The sequence below is a fragment of the Pseudomonas sp. W15Feb9B genome (assembly GCF_000828175.1).
Lineage (GTDB): Bacteria > Pseudomonadota > Gammaproteobacteria > Pseudomonadales > Pseudomonadaceae > Aquipseudomonas > Aquipseudomonas parakoreensis.
This window is the reverse complement of the sequence record NZ_JTKF01000018.1, coordinates 165,613-181,275: the sequence shown is the minus strand read 5'-3', so window position 1 is coordinate 181,275 and position 15,663 is coordinate 165,613. Positions and strand designations below refer to the sequence as shown.

Annotated in this window: 4 protein-coding genes; all 4 read right to left on the bottom strand. The window is 59.4% G+C overall.

The window, feature by feature from the left end; translation table 11 throughout:
* Positions 1 to 6: 6 nt before the first annotated feature.
* The 4 genes from OC71_RS10985 to OC71_RS26800 are packed head-to-tail and all read right to left on the bottom strand — an operon-like array spanning position 7 to position 15,562.
* Positions 7 to 4,317, bottom strand: a complete 4,311-nt coding sequence (locus tag OC71_RS10985; RefSeq protein WP_052510594.1) for a hypothetical protein — start codon at positions 4,315 to 4,317, stop codon at positions 7 to 9.
* The gene (locus OC71_RS10980) at positions 4,310 to 8,368 is read right to left on the bottom strand and encodes a neuraminidase-like domain-containing protein (protein ID WP_041068495.1); all 4,059 of its coding nucleotides are present in this window, start codon (positions 8,366 to 8,368) and stop codon (positions 4,310 to 4,312) included. The genes OC71_RS10985 and OC71_RS10980 overlap by 8 nt, the downstream gene beginning before the upstream one ends.
* 46 nt (positions 8,369 to 8,414) lie before the next feature.
* Positions 8,415 to 12,038: a Tc toxin subunit A gene (locus tag OC71_RS10975; RefSeq protein WP_041068493.1), complete on the bottom strand. Its 3,624-nt coding sequence runs from the start codon at positions 12,036 to 12,038 to the stop codon at positions 8,415 to 8,417.
* On the bottom strand, positions 12,035 to 15,562 hold the full coding sequence (locus tag OC71_RS26800; RefSeq protein WP_152620444.1) for a hypothetical protein: 3,528 nt from the start codon (positions 15,560 to 15,562) through the stop codon (positions 12,035 to 12,037). The genes OC71_RS10975 and OC71_RS26800 overlap by 4 nt, the downstream gene beginning before the upstream one ends.
* Between the last annotated feature and the right edge of the window lie 101 nt (positions 15,563 to 15,663).

Below are 15,663 nucleotides of genomic sequence, written 5' to 3'. Positions count from 1 at the left end.
GTTCCCTCACAAGTTCTCAGTTACGGTAATGAACAGCTCCACGAAGGCCAAAAAGGTTTGGGCGCTCAGTTTTTCCCGACCTGCTCGCGGGAAGATGAATTTGACGTAGGCGATCCCGTCAGCGTCGGACCTCATCGAGGCCAGCGACAAATTCGAATAGAACCACGCAATATTTCTGTTGGCTACAGGCAGCCGTGTCTGCTGGTCTATGATTCTGACTTCGACATGTGCCTCGCTGCCGACAACATTTTGCGGTGAGAGATTAGTGATGCGCTCAAACATGGGAATTTGTGCAGGATCGAATACGTAGAAAGTCCATGTTTTGGAACTTCCAAGACCAACAGTCGCTTCGAGCCTGTTCGGCCCCAACTCGTTCGGGCTCAGTTGCAGTGTCGACTTGCCATCCTCATTTGTGGCGGTGACAGGCAAATCCAGACCAGGGATCCGCCACCGGACTTTAATCCCTTCCAGCGGTTGGCCATCATTCCGGGAAACTACACGCACAACCGCGCTGACTGACTGCCCCAAGTTGATGTCACTGTACCAACTGGTCAACGACTCAATCACCGGCACCAGCCCGCCATACACCAACTGCGCCATATCCCAACCGCCCACTCCACCACTGACCGTGGCAGACAATATGGCATCCTGCTCAGCAGAATAGGTAAAGGTCAAACGCGCAAGCCCCTCCTCATCCGTCACCGACGGCGTCAAGGCACTGCCAGCAAAATCCCAGCGCACCTGCACCCCCGCCAGCGGCAAACCGGTGCGTGCCGACACCACTTTGGCGATGGCTTGCGCGCGTTCCTCATTGGGTGGCAAACGAGAGTCTTCCGGTTCGTACAATTCGCTGATGACGCGCGGTTCTTCAAGCGTATACCGCAGCTCAACCGATTCCCCATGCGCCGTCTCTCCCACCTTCGCCGTCACTACCGCCGGGCCCGGCGTCTGCGGTTTGAAGCGCACAGTGGCAACACCATAAAAGTCGGTCAGACTGGTGGTCGTCCCCAGATCTTCGTTGCGCCAGGTCACCAATACGCCGGCAATACCTTGACCGGAAACGGACGACACCACTTTCACCTGCTCGACCAGTTCCTGCTCCCATTCCAGTACTTGCTGAGCGCTGCTACTGGTAAGAAGCTTCCACACCTGCGCGCCCTCCCCCAACGACATCGCGTTGGCCGGCGACAGGCTGGCGAGGCGCTCGGCTCCAAGGCGCAGCGCGAAGCTGCCGTCCTTCAGGTCGGCGCAACGCAAGGAATAGCGCAGAAAACCGAAGGCTGAAGGCTGGCGTGGCGCGCCGAGTGCGGGTTCGAAACTCAGCCCCAGTTCCACGGGCCCGGTACCGGTCGATCCCAAGGTCAGATCCTGCTCCAGTAACGGGCTGTTGTCCGGGAACAGCACTTCGACGACATGTGAACCGTTGCGTCGCGGAAAGAAGGTGTGACTGCCCCATGGATGTTCATCATGCCCATCGAACCGCACCCGCACATCCTCCCAAGGGTCACGGGCAAGTGCCGTAAAGGACAGGGCACGCTGCTCTTCGTAGCCATCAAAGCGGCTGTGCACGTTAGCCACCACCTCCTGCTGACCCGCCGTAACCGGCAGCAGGCCAAACCCCGACCAGCCGAGGTCATCGCTGGCGACAGTGTCGGAGCCGATTGCGCTCGTCCACTGCACCGCCACCTGCGCGACTGCCTGGTGGGTGAAAGCCGAGACCACCCGGATCCAGCTCCAGGCTTTATCCTTGCCAAGGACGGCATCGACCGCAGACTCACGCCAGTCTTCGATTCGCAACTTGTTGTGGCCGAGCTGCATCGGGTTGGCGGTCATGGACAGGTTCAATGCCGGCAAATAAAGACCCAGCATAAAGGTGCCGGAGACCTTGCTCGCGCTGAAGTCCAGTACCCATCCGACACCGCCGTCTTCGAGTGGCCGGGCAGTATCGAGCGGAGGCTCGACGCTCGCGTCCAGCTCTTCAGCCGGGGTTCCCAGCCACATCAACGTCCCCTGCAGCCCCACCAGAGGGCTCAAGGCATTGGGCAGGTAGCGCAAGCTGTGCGTGGCCCCGATGCAAGGAAACATTCTCTGACTGGCGATGGTCGCAGTCATCTGATCCAGCATCACCGTCAGTTCATCTACAAGCTCCGTAGAGATCAGCCGACCGAACAACTCCCGGGGTGCGGCCAGCACCGGACTGCTCAAGGTCAGGCTGAACAGACTGCTGGTACTCGAGGCGACCTGCGAACTGAACGTCCACTCCAGCCCTTTTGCCTCAAGCTTGCGCGGCTCGCCGATAGACGTGACGGTCAACCCGATTCCCGGCGACTCCCCCCGCCATTGCAGCGTCACCATCTGGTCAAGCAGCACACTGCCGGCCGTGGGTTCGACTTTCAGTGTGTGGGGGGCTCCGCGCCAGCACAGCAACCCCAACTCGGCCAGATCGACTGCGACATCGTCGAACAAAATCCTGACCTGATTCTTCCACGGACTGCTGGCCAGCGCCGTCACTGCAAACGTTCGCTCCATCGGCACCGCGTCATCGTGTGCCCGCACGCGAGCGGTCACCAGCAGCTCACCGGCGCGGCTCGGTTGATACAGCACACTGGCCCAGCCGCCGAGCCCCGATCGGGTGACAATCGTGCCTTCGGGCGTCTGCCAGTCCACCCGTGCATTGTTGACCGGCTCGCCGTCGCCGCTGGTGACCACATGCACCACCTGCACCCGCAACAGAACACTTTCGCCTTCGTCCACCACGGGAAACTTGTTGGCCTCCTGAACGTCGCCAATGCGCACCAGGTTGCGTGCCAATGACATCTGTTTCCCGTTTGAACGCAGTAGCAACTTCGAGCACGACAGCAGCAGCTGGAAACGCCCGTCAAGCTCGTCCCGGCAGTCCAGTTCCCAGCTCAAGTCAGCGGCGTCGGACGGCACCCATTCCTCCAGCTCGGGACGTACCCGCACACCCAACTGTGCCGCAGAATCGCCTTCCCAGCGCATCGCCAGTTCGGTGCCACGTAACGCCTCAGGCAGCCGCACACTCAGCTGATAAGTCGAACCCCGATTGGGATAACCGGTCTTTTGCGCCCAGGGCGAGGCATCGCCTTCTACCACGGCCAGTACGTCCTTCCATGGATCGGTCGCCAGCACACGAACGTCCAGCTTCGTGGTCTCGACCCCGCTGGCGTAGTAAGGGCTCGCCACCGAGGCCAGAATGACGATGTCGCCTGCTGCAACGGGCAGATAATCGAAATACGCCCAGCCTTCCCGATCGGTCGGTGTCGTGCTCAGAACCCCCCGCTCTTCTGTGGCCCAGGTCACCGTGCGCCCAGCCAGAAACTGACCGGTGTACCAGGACGCCACTCGCACCCCCAGACGCACTGATTGCTCCAACTCCAGCACCGGGAAATACGCGGCCTCCAGCACCTCACCGAACATCAGCCGGTGATGCCCCAGCGAGACCTGCATCGAGTAAGGCTCGGCGGTGAACTGGTTCACCAGTTGCACCGTGAACAAGTAAGGTTCCTGGTCACCGATCAACGGGCATTGAAGGAACCACGGTGAATCGAGTGGTTGATCCACGCCCCAGTCAGGGGTCGCAATAATGGCGCCTTGTGGATTGTCATCGCACACCAACGCAGCTTTGGTGTGCAGCCAGGGACTGTCGGGGGCGAGTATGAACTCAAGTCGGTGCTGCAAGTCCTCCGTTGCGCCCAGACCTAGAAAAACCGACTCGCCAGGCAACAAGTGCTCTGCGTCTACCCTAACCGTGCGCATCTGCGGCAGCGCAAGGTGCAAGTCCAGGCGAATGCGGGTGATCACAACCTGCAGGTGATAGTCCTCGGGATCAGCATTGGCCGGAGCGACGATTGTGAGGCGAATCTTGTCCTGGCGCTGCACCGGCAGATCGAACGGAGCGTTGTAGATCTTCGGTTTGAATTCCAGCGGCTGCCCACTGGCAATCCGGATCTGATCTTCTGCAGAGTTGCGAGGGTCGCCCGGCGGCAGCCGTATTTCTCTCAACAGGGTGCCATTTTCAGCCGTGATGAGCATTTTTCCCGGGTCGGTGTGCCGCGTTTCATACAGAAAACTCAGCACATACCTGGCGCTGGCACCCGGTTCCAAAGGTAAAGTGAACTGTTGAGAGACAGAGGCACAGTTTCCCGCAGTAAGCACTTTAATCTGCACATCTTCATACACCTCGCCGGTGACTGAAATCTCACGGGGATTGTCGCCCTTTTCCCAGAACTTCAGAGCCTCACGGAAATCCCCATTGAGCACCAGACTGTCATTAGCCTGAATCACCGGTTCAAACATGATGGTCTGCTCCTTGATTATTACGTGACTGGCGGGAAGTCAGCGCCCGGGTGACCAGGTCTTTGACAGCGAGGGTAAACGTCGGCTCACCGGCCTTGGCCGTGTACCGGACGCGCACAATGATGTCGGTAAGCGATTCGAGCATCGACGCTTGCCCCTCGCTTTTGGGCCAAGGAAAGTGCAACTGCCAGCGCGAAACCGCGCCGGTGTTCTCGAACGGGTTGAGCAAGCCCTCGTCCGGTTTACCGGCGTTCATGCCGGTGTCGGCGAGCCCTGCCGATAAACCGATCTGCTGACCACTGCGCAAGTTGAACAGCACCTCGGCCGGCGCCACCTTGCCCGCCGGCTGATGCAGGTACTCGACCGAGCGTGCCGAGGCCTGGGTAGCGGTCATGCTGCCAATCTGCAGCAGCGTCGCCTGTACATCCTGATAAGGTCCGAGCAGTCCGGGCAGATCGATCTCGACCAGGTTGATCTGCCGGCAATACTCGCCGGGGTGATCGCGATCGAATGACAGCTGCGTCAGCTGAAACTCCAGCGTGCCCTTGTCGATCAGCTCTTTTAGTGCCTGGGCCCAGTCGGAAAAACCCGTCTGCGGATCAACCCGGTCATCGAACAACCGTCGCAACGAAACGGTCTTGACCCGCTCCAGACGGCGCTCATGGCTTTGCAGGTACAGGCGATCCATGCGCAGCAGGTATTCGCGCAAATGCTCACCGGCGGTCAATCCGTGACGGTTGTCCAGCCAGACCTGCGGTAACGCTTCCGCGGTTTCGTAATCGCCGGTTTCAGCACTCAACGACGCACGGGCACTCAGGCATAGACTGACCACCGCATCGTAAGCCTGATAGTGCAAGGCCTTGAGCTGACCCAGAAGCCAACCGAACAATTCTGCGTTGGTCGCACGTTTTTTCAGATAGTTGTAGAGCGTCAGAGCCTGACCGTTGGCCCGCCGGGTTTGCTCCAGACTCGTCCTGGCCGCTTCGAGGGCGAATGTTTGCGCGGTGATCTGCTCGGCCAGCGCCGCGACTTCGGCCAATGCCTGATCGCGTTGCAATTCCCACTCTCTGCGGCGCAGGCGGTAGCTTTCGGTGATGGCCTGTTTATCCGCGTCGACCTGCAACAGCATCGCGCCGATTTCCAGACCAAAAACCACGGCATCGGCGACTTTTTCTGGACGATGGCCACCGTTGGCCATGCCGAAAATGCTCGGCAGGGCCCCCACGACCGCGCCTCCGGTCTTGATCGCGTGCGTCCCGGCATTCATCCATTTGACGGCCTGCAGCTTTTCCATGACCTGGTATTCGGCATCGCTGATGTGTTCGTCGTACCAGGCCTTGTATCGATCGGCCCGCTGCCTGGCCATGGCCTGACTCTGCCTCAGGGCCGTGAGCCCCGCTTCAAGCTGGGCAATGGATTGTTCTTGAATCGCGTGGGCGTATTCGCCCAGTTCCTTGAGATGCTCTTGTTGCAGTTCTTCCTGCTCGGCCCGATCGCGCTGTTCCAGCAGGCGCAAAACCTGGCTGCCGTAATCCTGCAAGGTCTGCACGGCGCGCAAGGCCGCCTCGTAGGTGACCCGCCAGCGGAAGGCGCCCACCACCAGACGTCCGCCCATCGGCCGCGGCATGCCAACCCCGCCAGCGGCCAGATCACGCAACAATTGGTCGGGATCGGTGGGCGGGCTGAACAGCGGAACATCCAGTAGCTTGCCATCCAGGGTCAGATTGTTGCGCAGGTTGTTCAGACGCTGGCCCGGCCAGTCGAACAGATCAAGCAACTGTTCGTTGATCGGCAGTTTGAACGGCTCGTTCGCCAGCAGGCCCAACAACGGTGACGCTTCGGCAGCCGGAGGAATGTCTGCCGGAGAAAACTGCAGTTCCTGCTCGAACTGTTCGAGCGTCGGGCGGTTCGTGCTCTGCTTCAACAAGTCATCTACCGTCCGCGCTTGCCAGCGAGTCACCGCTCGGGCAAAGGGCGGTTTGCCCATCAGAAACTCGGCTTGTACGTAACACAGTTTTGCCGCCACCAGCGCATCGCGGGTGAGCTGGCGGTAGTACCAGTCGCCCCACGCGACCAGGTTTCTCACGTATTCGGTGAACACCAGAATCCGATAGTGTCGTGGCGCGGCATAGGCAATCGCATCAGGATCGGTGGGCATCTGCGTTTCGTACCCGGCGTTCCCCTCGCTCGCCAGGGGACGGCAGCGCCAATAACGAGGCTTCTTCGGTTCGACCGACGTTTCAACGGCTTGCGGATCGAACACATAATGCAGCCAGTTCTGCGCCTCCAGATAGCGATCCTCAGCCCGCAAACGGGTCGCCACCAAATGCGGCAGATGAAAAAACAGCTCCCAGAAATACAGACCATTGGCCCCGTCGAACGCCCCGTTCGGCTCAGCGATCGGACCCGCAGCTGGAGGGGGTTCCGTCAGGAACTGGGTGTCCCAGTCCAGTACGGCATCCACGGAAATATTGCTCCGCAGCACCAGCTCCGGGCCGAACAGCGAGTTCAAGCGTGTGCGGGGCAACATGTCGGGCTGTCTGAATCCGATGAACTGCGCGGCATTCAGCGTATTTTTTTCCAGCGTCGGCGGCACGAAACGGGTGATCCCGGTCAGCGAGACTGTAAATTGCCTGCTGCCTTGTTCGGCGTTGCTCAACGAGAACTCGAACAACCCGGTGAATCCTCCTTTCAAGCGCTTGAGGTGCATCCAGTCGGTGGCCCACCCCCCTGCAACCGGTTTTGAAGCCTTGACAGGTGTAGGGTCACCTTCTGCACCATCGCGGAACGCCAGCTCAAACTCGGCAACTTCGCTGGTGATTCCGCCCTTTTCCCGACACAGCCCCCTGACCCAGAGAAAATCCTCTGTGCCCTCCTCCGAAAACACCGCCTGCAGCCCGTAATAATCCGTCAGCGCCCCCGAAGTCTCACTCTTGATCGCGACCACTGGCTGATTCTTCGGTGTCAGCGGATGTTGCAAGGTCAAAATATCGGTGAAGCGATGAGTGGCCAGATGATTGAGCCAAGTGCCGTCGTCTTCGGCCAGCGGACGAAAAAACACATCACGGGTGGCGCGTATGTTCAGACCCGCCGGGCTGGTGAGCAATACACCCAGCCGTCCCTTGGGGTGAATGAGGTCATCGGCCAACGTCATCGCCAGCAACCGGGCACCCGCACCGGTATCACTGTCCTGATCAGCGCTGTACAAGCTCAGGGGTGCAGACCATTCCGCGTTCTGGCTCATGAACGCCAGGTTGATATCCAGCTTGGGGGGCAAATAGCCGTCCTCCCCTTTTTTACCCACCTGGTCGCGCCATTCGGCCCACACCAGACACATGCGTCCCGCCCAGAACAACGGCCGTAAATCCAGAACCCGGCCCCCCACCGGAATGTCGATAGGTTGCCATTCACTCCATGTCGCCGGGTTGACTGGATTACCGGCAGCAGTGAGTTCGATGTCGGCCTTGCGCCAGTAATACTGCAACGGCTGCACCCGCTGACGACCAACGAAATAGTAAGTTGCACGGCTTGGCGAATCGCCATCCAGACAGGCGCTGATAACGTCCAGATTGCAGGTCTGTTCGAATGCCTTGAGATATCCCTGCAACGCACGCCGCACCGAATCGTCGGTCAGACGCGTCTGATTCAAATCATTTTCCAGCGCCTTGAACAGACGTGTCTTGCGTTGCCGCACAAAGGGATTGATGAAGTTTTCCGGATAGACCGCGATCAACGCCAGCGCCGCCCAGTCGGGGTAATTGCTGTACAGCTCCCAGAGCTTCAATTCCGCCGCCGGGAATGCGGTGTCTTGGTAGCCTGGCTCAAGCTTGCGATAAGCCGCATGAATGAATTGCTGCGCGCAACTGGTCGCCTCGGCAACCCATGAACTTTGCACCGGGTAGTTGTCCAGCGGATCCATGCGCAATAACTCGAACAGATCCTGCGGCGTTTTCACGAAAGGGTAATTCTTCCTGGCAGCCTGACCGATGCAGTACTCGACCAATGCTGCGCGGCGTTTTTCCAACAAGGGAGACAATTTGCGTTGGGTCATGGTCTTGTCCTGAGTCGTGGGGTGAACGCTGCGTCAACCAACGCTGTCATTGGAGAATCGGGGCTTCGGTGAAAGTGACCGGGTCAAAAAATATTTCGCTGTTATTGGCATCGCAGCGCACGCTGAAAGTGAACGTGCCACCGGACGAACTCGACACGTACACCCGTGTAATCCCCTCGGCATCGGCATAATTCTGTTCGGGACGGATCACCGCCGAGCCGCTACTGCCGCTGACGGGTACGGCAAACCAGCGCACCAGACGGTTGCGCCCGGGGTTTCGATAGTTGTCGCGCAGCGTGGCGTACAACGCGACTTCCTGCCCCGCAGGAACCGGCTCCAGCGGCACCAGAGACGTTAATGGTCCCGGGAAGGAGAGCGTCTCGGGGTCATCGGAGATGTTGATGGTCGGAGCCTGTTGCGCGTCGATCAGGTCAAGCCAGAACAGTGGCGTTTCCTGCCCCATGACCTTGCCCGGCAGATACTCGACCGATACCGTTCCGTCGACATCGGTGGCCTTGGTCGCAAGTGTGCCGAGGCTCACCTGCCAGTACACATTGACACCCCTCAATGGCCGCTTGTCGGCATCGCGCAGCGTCACGGTAAACGTCACTTTCTCGCCGGGTTTGCCGGCCACCACCTCAGTCTTGTCTACAACACAGGTCATGGTGACCAGCGGTTGCGCTACCTCATCGGCGAAGGCGCCCTCCGACTCACGGTTGCCTGAAAGGCTGAACAGCGAGCGCTCGGCAGCGACTCGATAAGCCTCCCTGTCTACGGTCTGTGGCAGGTTTCCCACGAGGAAAATCGTCAGGGCATCCATGCCGCTGTCCCGGGCCAATACGCGGATGCGCATCAGCAAATCGAGCTGGGGCAGTGTCTTGAGAATCTTCAACGTCGGGTCGATGCGGCTGACACACTCACGCACCTCCTGCACGCTCCAGTCGAAAAACGCCGCCAACCGCAACGCGGCCGCTTCCTGTGCCAGGCGCAACGCATCGCCTGTCAGAGGGCTGGGCAATGCATTGACCTGACGCAGGTAATCGAGCAGTTTGCCGGCCGGCTGCTCGCTCAGCTCGAAAGCCCGACCCAGTGTGCTCAGGTAATACAGGGTACGGATAGACAGCAGATGTCGATCGTTCTGAGCCATCCAGGCCTTATGGCCGTATTGCAGAAAATCTTCGAGCAACACCGCAGACAGATCCAGCTTGTTCGTCACGGCGCTGCGACGTCGCACATCAGCCAACAGGCTCAGCAGCGGGTCGGGTTGTTCAGAAGCACGTGCAGCGTGGCTGAGCGCATCAGCGGCATCACGATCGGCACGCGCGCTGACCTGAGACAACAATTGATAAACCGTGGACTTTGCCCAGGTCAGCATCAGCAATCCGCGTTCGATATCAAGGCCGGTGTACGCCACCAGGCACTCCCTGGCGACCGAGAACTGCGCTTCCCGCGCCTGCAACAGCACGCCAAGCATTCGCTCGACAAGCGCGCCCCGAACACTGGCATCGTCCTCGCCCAGCCCTTCCCTGATGGCCTGGTCGAAAATCTCCCGGGCAAGGCTCAAGTATTGGGCCTCGGGTAATTGCAGATCGATGATCAACCCCTTGTGGTCGACCAGCTTGGTCAGCAATTGCAGCCAGTCCAGCCCCTCCAGCGAGGGTACGCCAGCCATCGACAACCCGGCATTGTTGAACAGCGTCGCCGGCAGCAGGTTGAGAATCTGCTCAAACAACCGACGCTCAGCTTGCGTGGCCACCGCCAGCGCCTGCAGCGGTGCCACCTGATTCAACATCCACAGGACAGGGATTTCGCGATCCCTGCACCAGGAAACACAGGCGTGCAGGGCATCAATCAGATTGAGCACATCCGGTGGGGTTTCGGTTTCGAGCCGTGTGTACAGGCGCGGTACGCCTGCGAGCCCGTCGACCCAGCGCTCGCCACCCAACAGGGTCAGCATCAGCACCCCTTCGACCGGGGTGATGCCCAGTAACCGTGGCAACTTCACCAATCGGTAGAAACTCGAAATGACTGCCGGGGTGCGCCAGAGCGTGCCGTTAAACCCGTGTGCCCGTTCGATCGCGACCGCAAGGTAGGCATACGTCTGCAGATCGATAGCCAATCCGCTGCACAACTGGCTGATCGTCAGCTCCGCCCCAGACTGCACCGGCAGCGTCGCAAATGCTTCGCCGTCCAGCACCAGCGGCTGACGATAATTGCCCTGGCTGTTGAAGGTACGATCGAACAGTGACAGGGCATCGGCACGGCCGTAAATCGGGATTTCATCGATAAATACCGCGAAGTCCTCTGCCGAACAGCCATAACGTTCACGCAGCGAATGAAACAAGCCAAGGGCCTGCACCTGATGGGTGGAAATCCACCACGGGTCTGCCAGTTTCGCCTGACGTGCCTCTGCCCTGATCGCCGCCGTCAACAACGCATCCACCTGCTCGCTGGGCAGCTCCAGCCATCGATCCAGGCGCAACTTGCGATTCATTCGCTCGTAGCGGTCAATGGTGTCCGGGTCTTGTGTAAAACGATGCAGAAAAGTTGCGCTGTCTTCACTGTAAGCAATGCCGAGTGCCGGGCTGGTCGCGGCATTGAGATACACCGAGCCGGATCGCTGGCTCTCGTCAGCGCCCGGTTGCTCGCTTTCATACACGGTGACGTTGGCCGAACGCGTCGGGGCGAATTCGCGAATCGACAGCAACGACTCGATATCCCGGGTGTCCAGCCCTGTTTGCTGGCCAAAGAACTTCACCTGATTGAGGTCCTGCCAATCTTCTTCGGTCGTACCAAAGTTGCGTTGGTAATATTCGAGTTTGTTTGCCTCGTCAGTGGGCGCTTCCGTCAACAGTTCACGCTGGTGAGGCCCCAACCGCGACGCATGGGTAAAGGCGCGACCTGCATCGTTGTCCCACGCCTCGGGCTGCAGGAAGTAGGGATAGGCCAAATCCACCATCTGGACGATATTGCCCACCGACAAGCCGTGTTCACGGGCGACAAAATCAAGCGTGACCCAGTGCTGGTAGTACGGCAGACCGTTGGGATAACGGATCTGGATCAACGCCTCTTCGAGGTCAGCAGTGTTATCGTTTTCCTTGATGAACGTTTCGAGCACCGGGACGATGATGTCCAGCGCCGACACCGCCTGATGCACGGCATTGAAGTCAACCAGCAGCCTCTTCAGATCCTGACGACGCCTATGCAAATCGAGTTTTTCGGCGCTGCCAACGGCGTATATTTTCTCCTCGATCCAGCGCAACAGCTCGATCAGGTAGGCCACCGGGGAGACGATTGACTCCAGTGCCTGCGGCGGGCACAGGCCATCGAAATCTGGGGAGAACAGTTGCTCGTAGCTTGGCCCTTCGACCCTCGACAACAGACCGCTGGCGGGGCGGGTGACCCGGGCGTTCGAACCGCTCAACGAGTGTTCGATGAACCGGCGCCGGACAAAAACAGCCAGGCTGTTGGCTCTGCGTAAAAAGGTCTGCGCATCGTCGGGGTTCAACCGGTAATGCTTGACCAGCCCCTGAACGCCTTGCTCGACCAGCGGAAAAATCGAACCACCGTTTTCGAGGTGTTCACAAAAATCGGCGTAGCTTTCCCGCTGTTCGTCACTGAATACTTGTTTCAGCCACTGCTGCACTGGGCGGATCAAAGGCTCGGTCATGGTCGGGCTCCCGGAGCAATCGACGCTATCTCGAAACGCTCGCTTTCAACCCAGTCGGATACGGTCGAGCCATCCGCTGCGTCGGTGATGGTTTGTTGGAATCGACACCACTGGCCGCCCGGGAGCAGGGGTTGCGTGGCCTCGCCGCACCAGCCTTCAGCAGTGACGGCAATGCCTGCGCTCAGCACGGTTTCAGGGTTGAACCAGGGCACTACGCGCCCGACGCCCGTGCGGCCTTTGCCGACGAAGCGCAACGGATTTTCTACCCAGAACCCCGGCGCCGGTTCATCGAACGCTGGCAAATATGTGCCCAGTACCACTGGAAGTGCAGCCGAGGCGGCAGATTGGAAATCATCACGCGAAGCCACCGCCACCAGATCCGCGGGGCCGAGGGACTGCCCCGTTTCAAGCATCAATGACCAGGTACGGTCTTCAAGCACCGGAGCGCTCGCTCGCACCGTGCCTCCGTTGCCTGTCAGCGTCACAAGAACGGTGTCACCCGGATAGCCGAAGCCGGACACAACGACCTGACGACCGACATGCACGCCTCGCCCGGGGCTTTCGATAACGGGGGCGGCAGGCACCACTTTGTAAGTGCGCGGAGCGCTTTCCTTTGACTCGTGGGTCTCGAGAAATTGCCGGCCTTTTACGGTGTAATTGCCGACCGGCGACGTTACCTCGGCACGCCATTTTCCCAAAGAGTCGACCGGAACTTTATCGAGCAGGATTTCACTCGGATTTTCACGCCAGATCGTCACTTGACCAAAGGGTTCGGCGGTGCCCGAAAGCGTCGAGGTACGGGCCAGCGATTGATTCGGCGCCGGCACCTCGATGACCGGCGGCACCACCACTACAAAATAGCTGCGCACGGCACTGGGCAAAGAGGGTCTGCCAGCAATGGTTTGCACGGCATCGATCTGGTATTTGCGAAACTCGAGTTTTTTCAGTTCGACGAACCAGGCGCCATGAGTGGTCAGCCGTTTCGGCTCACCCAGATTCCGCCCGAATTGCGCGTCCCGCAGTTGCAACGTCGCACCGCTGTAGCCGTTGATACCGCGCACGGTCATGTCGTAGTGGGTGTCTGCGTTTTCACCCGGCTCGGTGATGACCGGTTTTTCCGGGCTGACCGAAAACGCTTGCGAAACTGGCGGCGAAGGACGTCCGGCAATGGTCTGGATCACTGTCACGGTGTGCTGCTTGTCCGGAGCGAATCCCGCGTCGCGCTTGAAGGTCCATGTGCCGCTGGTGCCGACCGGCCGGTGCTCGGTCGCACTGTCGCTGTACTTCAGGCTCAACGTCGCGCCGGGCCAGCAGGTGCCGGAGATTTTCGGTGACAGTCCATCGTCCTCGACGGCAGTGATGATGGGGGCCAGCAGCGGCACGGTGATCGTCATTTCCACCGGGTCGGAAGCCAGCGCACCGTCCTTTTGCACCAATAGCACCACCTTGGTGGTGTTCGGTTCCCAGCGTGCAGATGCCTGTGCCGACCAAACCTGAGCCGATACCGATGCCGGCGGCGCAATCGCCGCTCCGGTAGCCTTGTCCGTCACGTGCACCGTCGCGCCACTGATCCCCTTGCCAGTGAGTATCGGCGTGTAATCGACCACCGTATAAGACAGGTCGGTTGGCGCTGGAAAACGGTCGATATTGATGATCCGCTTTACCGCATCCGACACCGCATTACCCAGTTTTTGCAGGATGAGTACCGTGCGCGTCGAACCTGGCGCCCAGGCTTGAGAAGCCCGGGTCGACCAGCCTTGCGCCGTGACGGTGGTTGCCGGCGCAACCGCATTGCCATTGGCCTCGTCGGTAACCTCGACCGATGCGTTGGTAACGCCCTTTCCGGTGAAGGTGGGGGTGTAATTGGAAACGGTGTAAGTCACCTCCGTGGGCGCCGGCAACTTCGATGAAGTCTTGAACAGGTACTCGTGGGAGGGAATCCAGCCCCCGGCGTTATCGGAAACCTTCTGCACGATCTTCAGATCGTAGTCGCCGATGGGCCAGTTCTGTGAAGTTGCTCTCCAACTGCCTGCGGACACAACTACAGCAGGTGGCAGCGTCGCACCTGCCGGGCCTTTGACAATCGTGATCTCGACTGTGGCGTTGGTAAGCCCTGCACCGGAAAACTCGATAGTAGTGAGTGTCGGGTAGATGACGCTGACTGCGGTCAGTGCGGGCGGGCGAACCTTGAAAGTACGTGGCGGACCCGCATCGGAAGTAACCCCTGACACCGTTTGCTTTGCGACGATCGTGAACGAACCGAACGGCATGTCTCGGGTGAACGTCGTGACCCGCCATTGTCCGTTGCTATCTGCTGTGCCCTGGCCAATCTTGAATGAATGTTCTAAATCCTTGAGGACTTCGACGACGGCGCCTGAAACAGCTCGCCCCCCAGCGATTGTGCCTCTCGGATCGGTCACTGCGCCTTCGGCCGGCGTCGTGATTGTCGGGCGCAGAAGCAAGGTGAAGAATTGCGGAGTGGTCCAATCATTCATGTCACGGTGGCCAGCCGTGATATCGACGCGACCGCCGTCAGGGTAGTTGGACTGGTTGAATGATGCTTCCCATGTATCGTCAGGCTTGACGGTTGTCGTGGCGTGTAACACAGCGCCCCCCGGTGTCATCACATCGATGACTTTGCCTGGCGTGCCTCGGCCTTTGATCAGCAATCCGCTGGCCGACTGAAGCACAGCGCCGTTCGCCGGAGAGTCGACGCGTGGTGCCACGTACCTTGGCTTGAGGTTAACGATATTGGACTTACCGGAGTTCTGGTTGCCAATGATTTGCTCGGCGTAGAAAGCCAATACGCCGGGTGGCAACCCGATGGAGGTATTCCACCTCCCGTTGCTCAGGACAGGAGCAGTACCCACTGGAATTTCGGTACCGTTGTACTGACACTTCAAGTGAATTGTGCCGGGGACAAGCCCGTTTCTACCGGAAACAGTGAACGGCTTCTCGACATCGATCTCGGCTCCGGAAGTCGGAACCTCAATGATCGGTTTCTGTGCTGGATAGATATCAAGGCCCCAGCCTTCGTGGGGTTCAACATCGTTGTTGGTTCCGTCGTAGTCAACCCTGATTGCCAGCGACACGCCATAATCAGGAGGACCGAGCGGGGAGTCGAGCAGAACTTCGTAATCGTGCCATTGGGTGTCCTGACGCATGGAGTCAGGGGAGTCCTTGCGAACCCAGTCACGAGCTTGAAGACCCACATCGATATTGGCGCGATACCAGTTCCCGGAGCGCGTGGTCATTTTGTAACGCAAGGTCTTCACATAGATGCGTCCGGATTCGAACTTGTACCGGCACACCATCTGAGTTTGCAGCTGCGGCACTCGGGGGTGGGTCTGGTAAAGCGATGTTTCGACCGCATCCGCCCAGAACACCTCGGAAAACTGCGCTCCATCGCCCAGTTCCTTGAGTGATCCGTCTGCCAGTTTCGTGACCTGAGCGACACTGATCTGAACCTTTTCAGTCTCAAGCCAGGCTCGTCCTTTCTCGTCGTCCTCGACGGTTTCGTTCATGTCGGCAGTGCTCCGGGCAATGGATCGCTCACGTTGTGGGATCAACATACGTGTGCTCATTGCGCGCAACCACTGTCAGAACTGACAGTTCAAAAGATCCA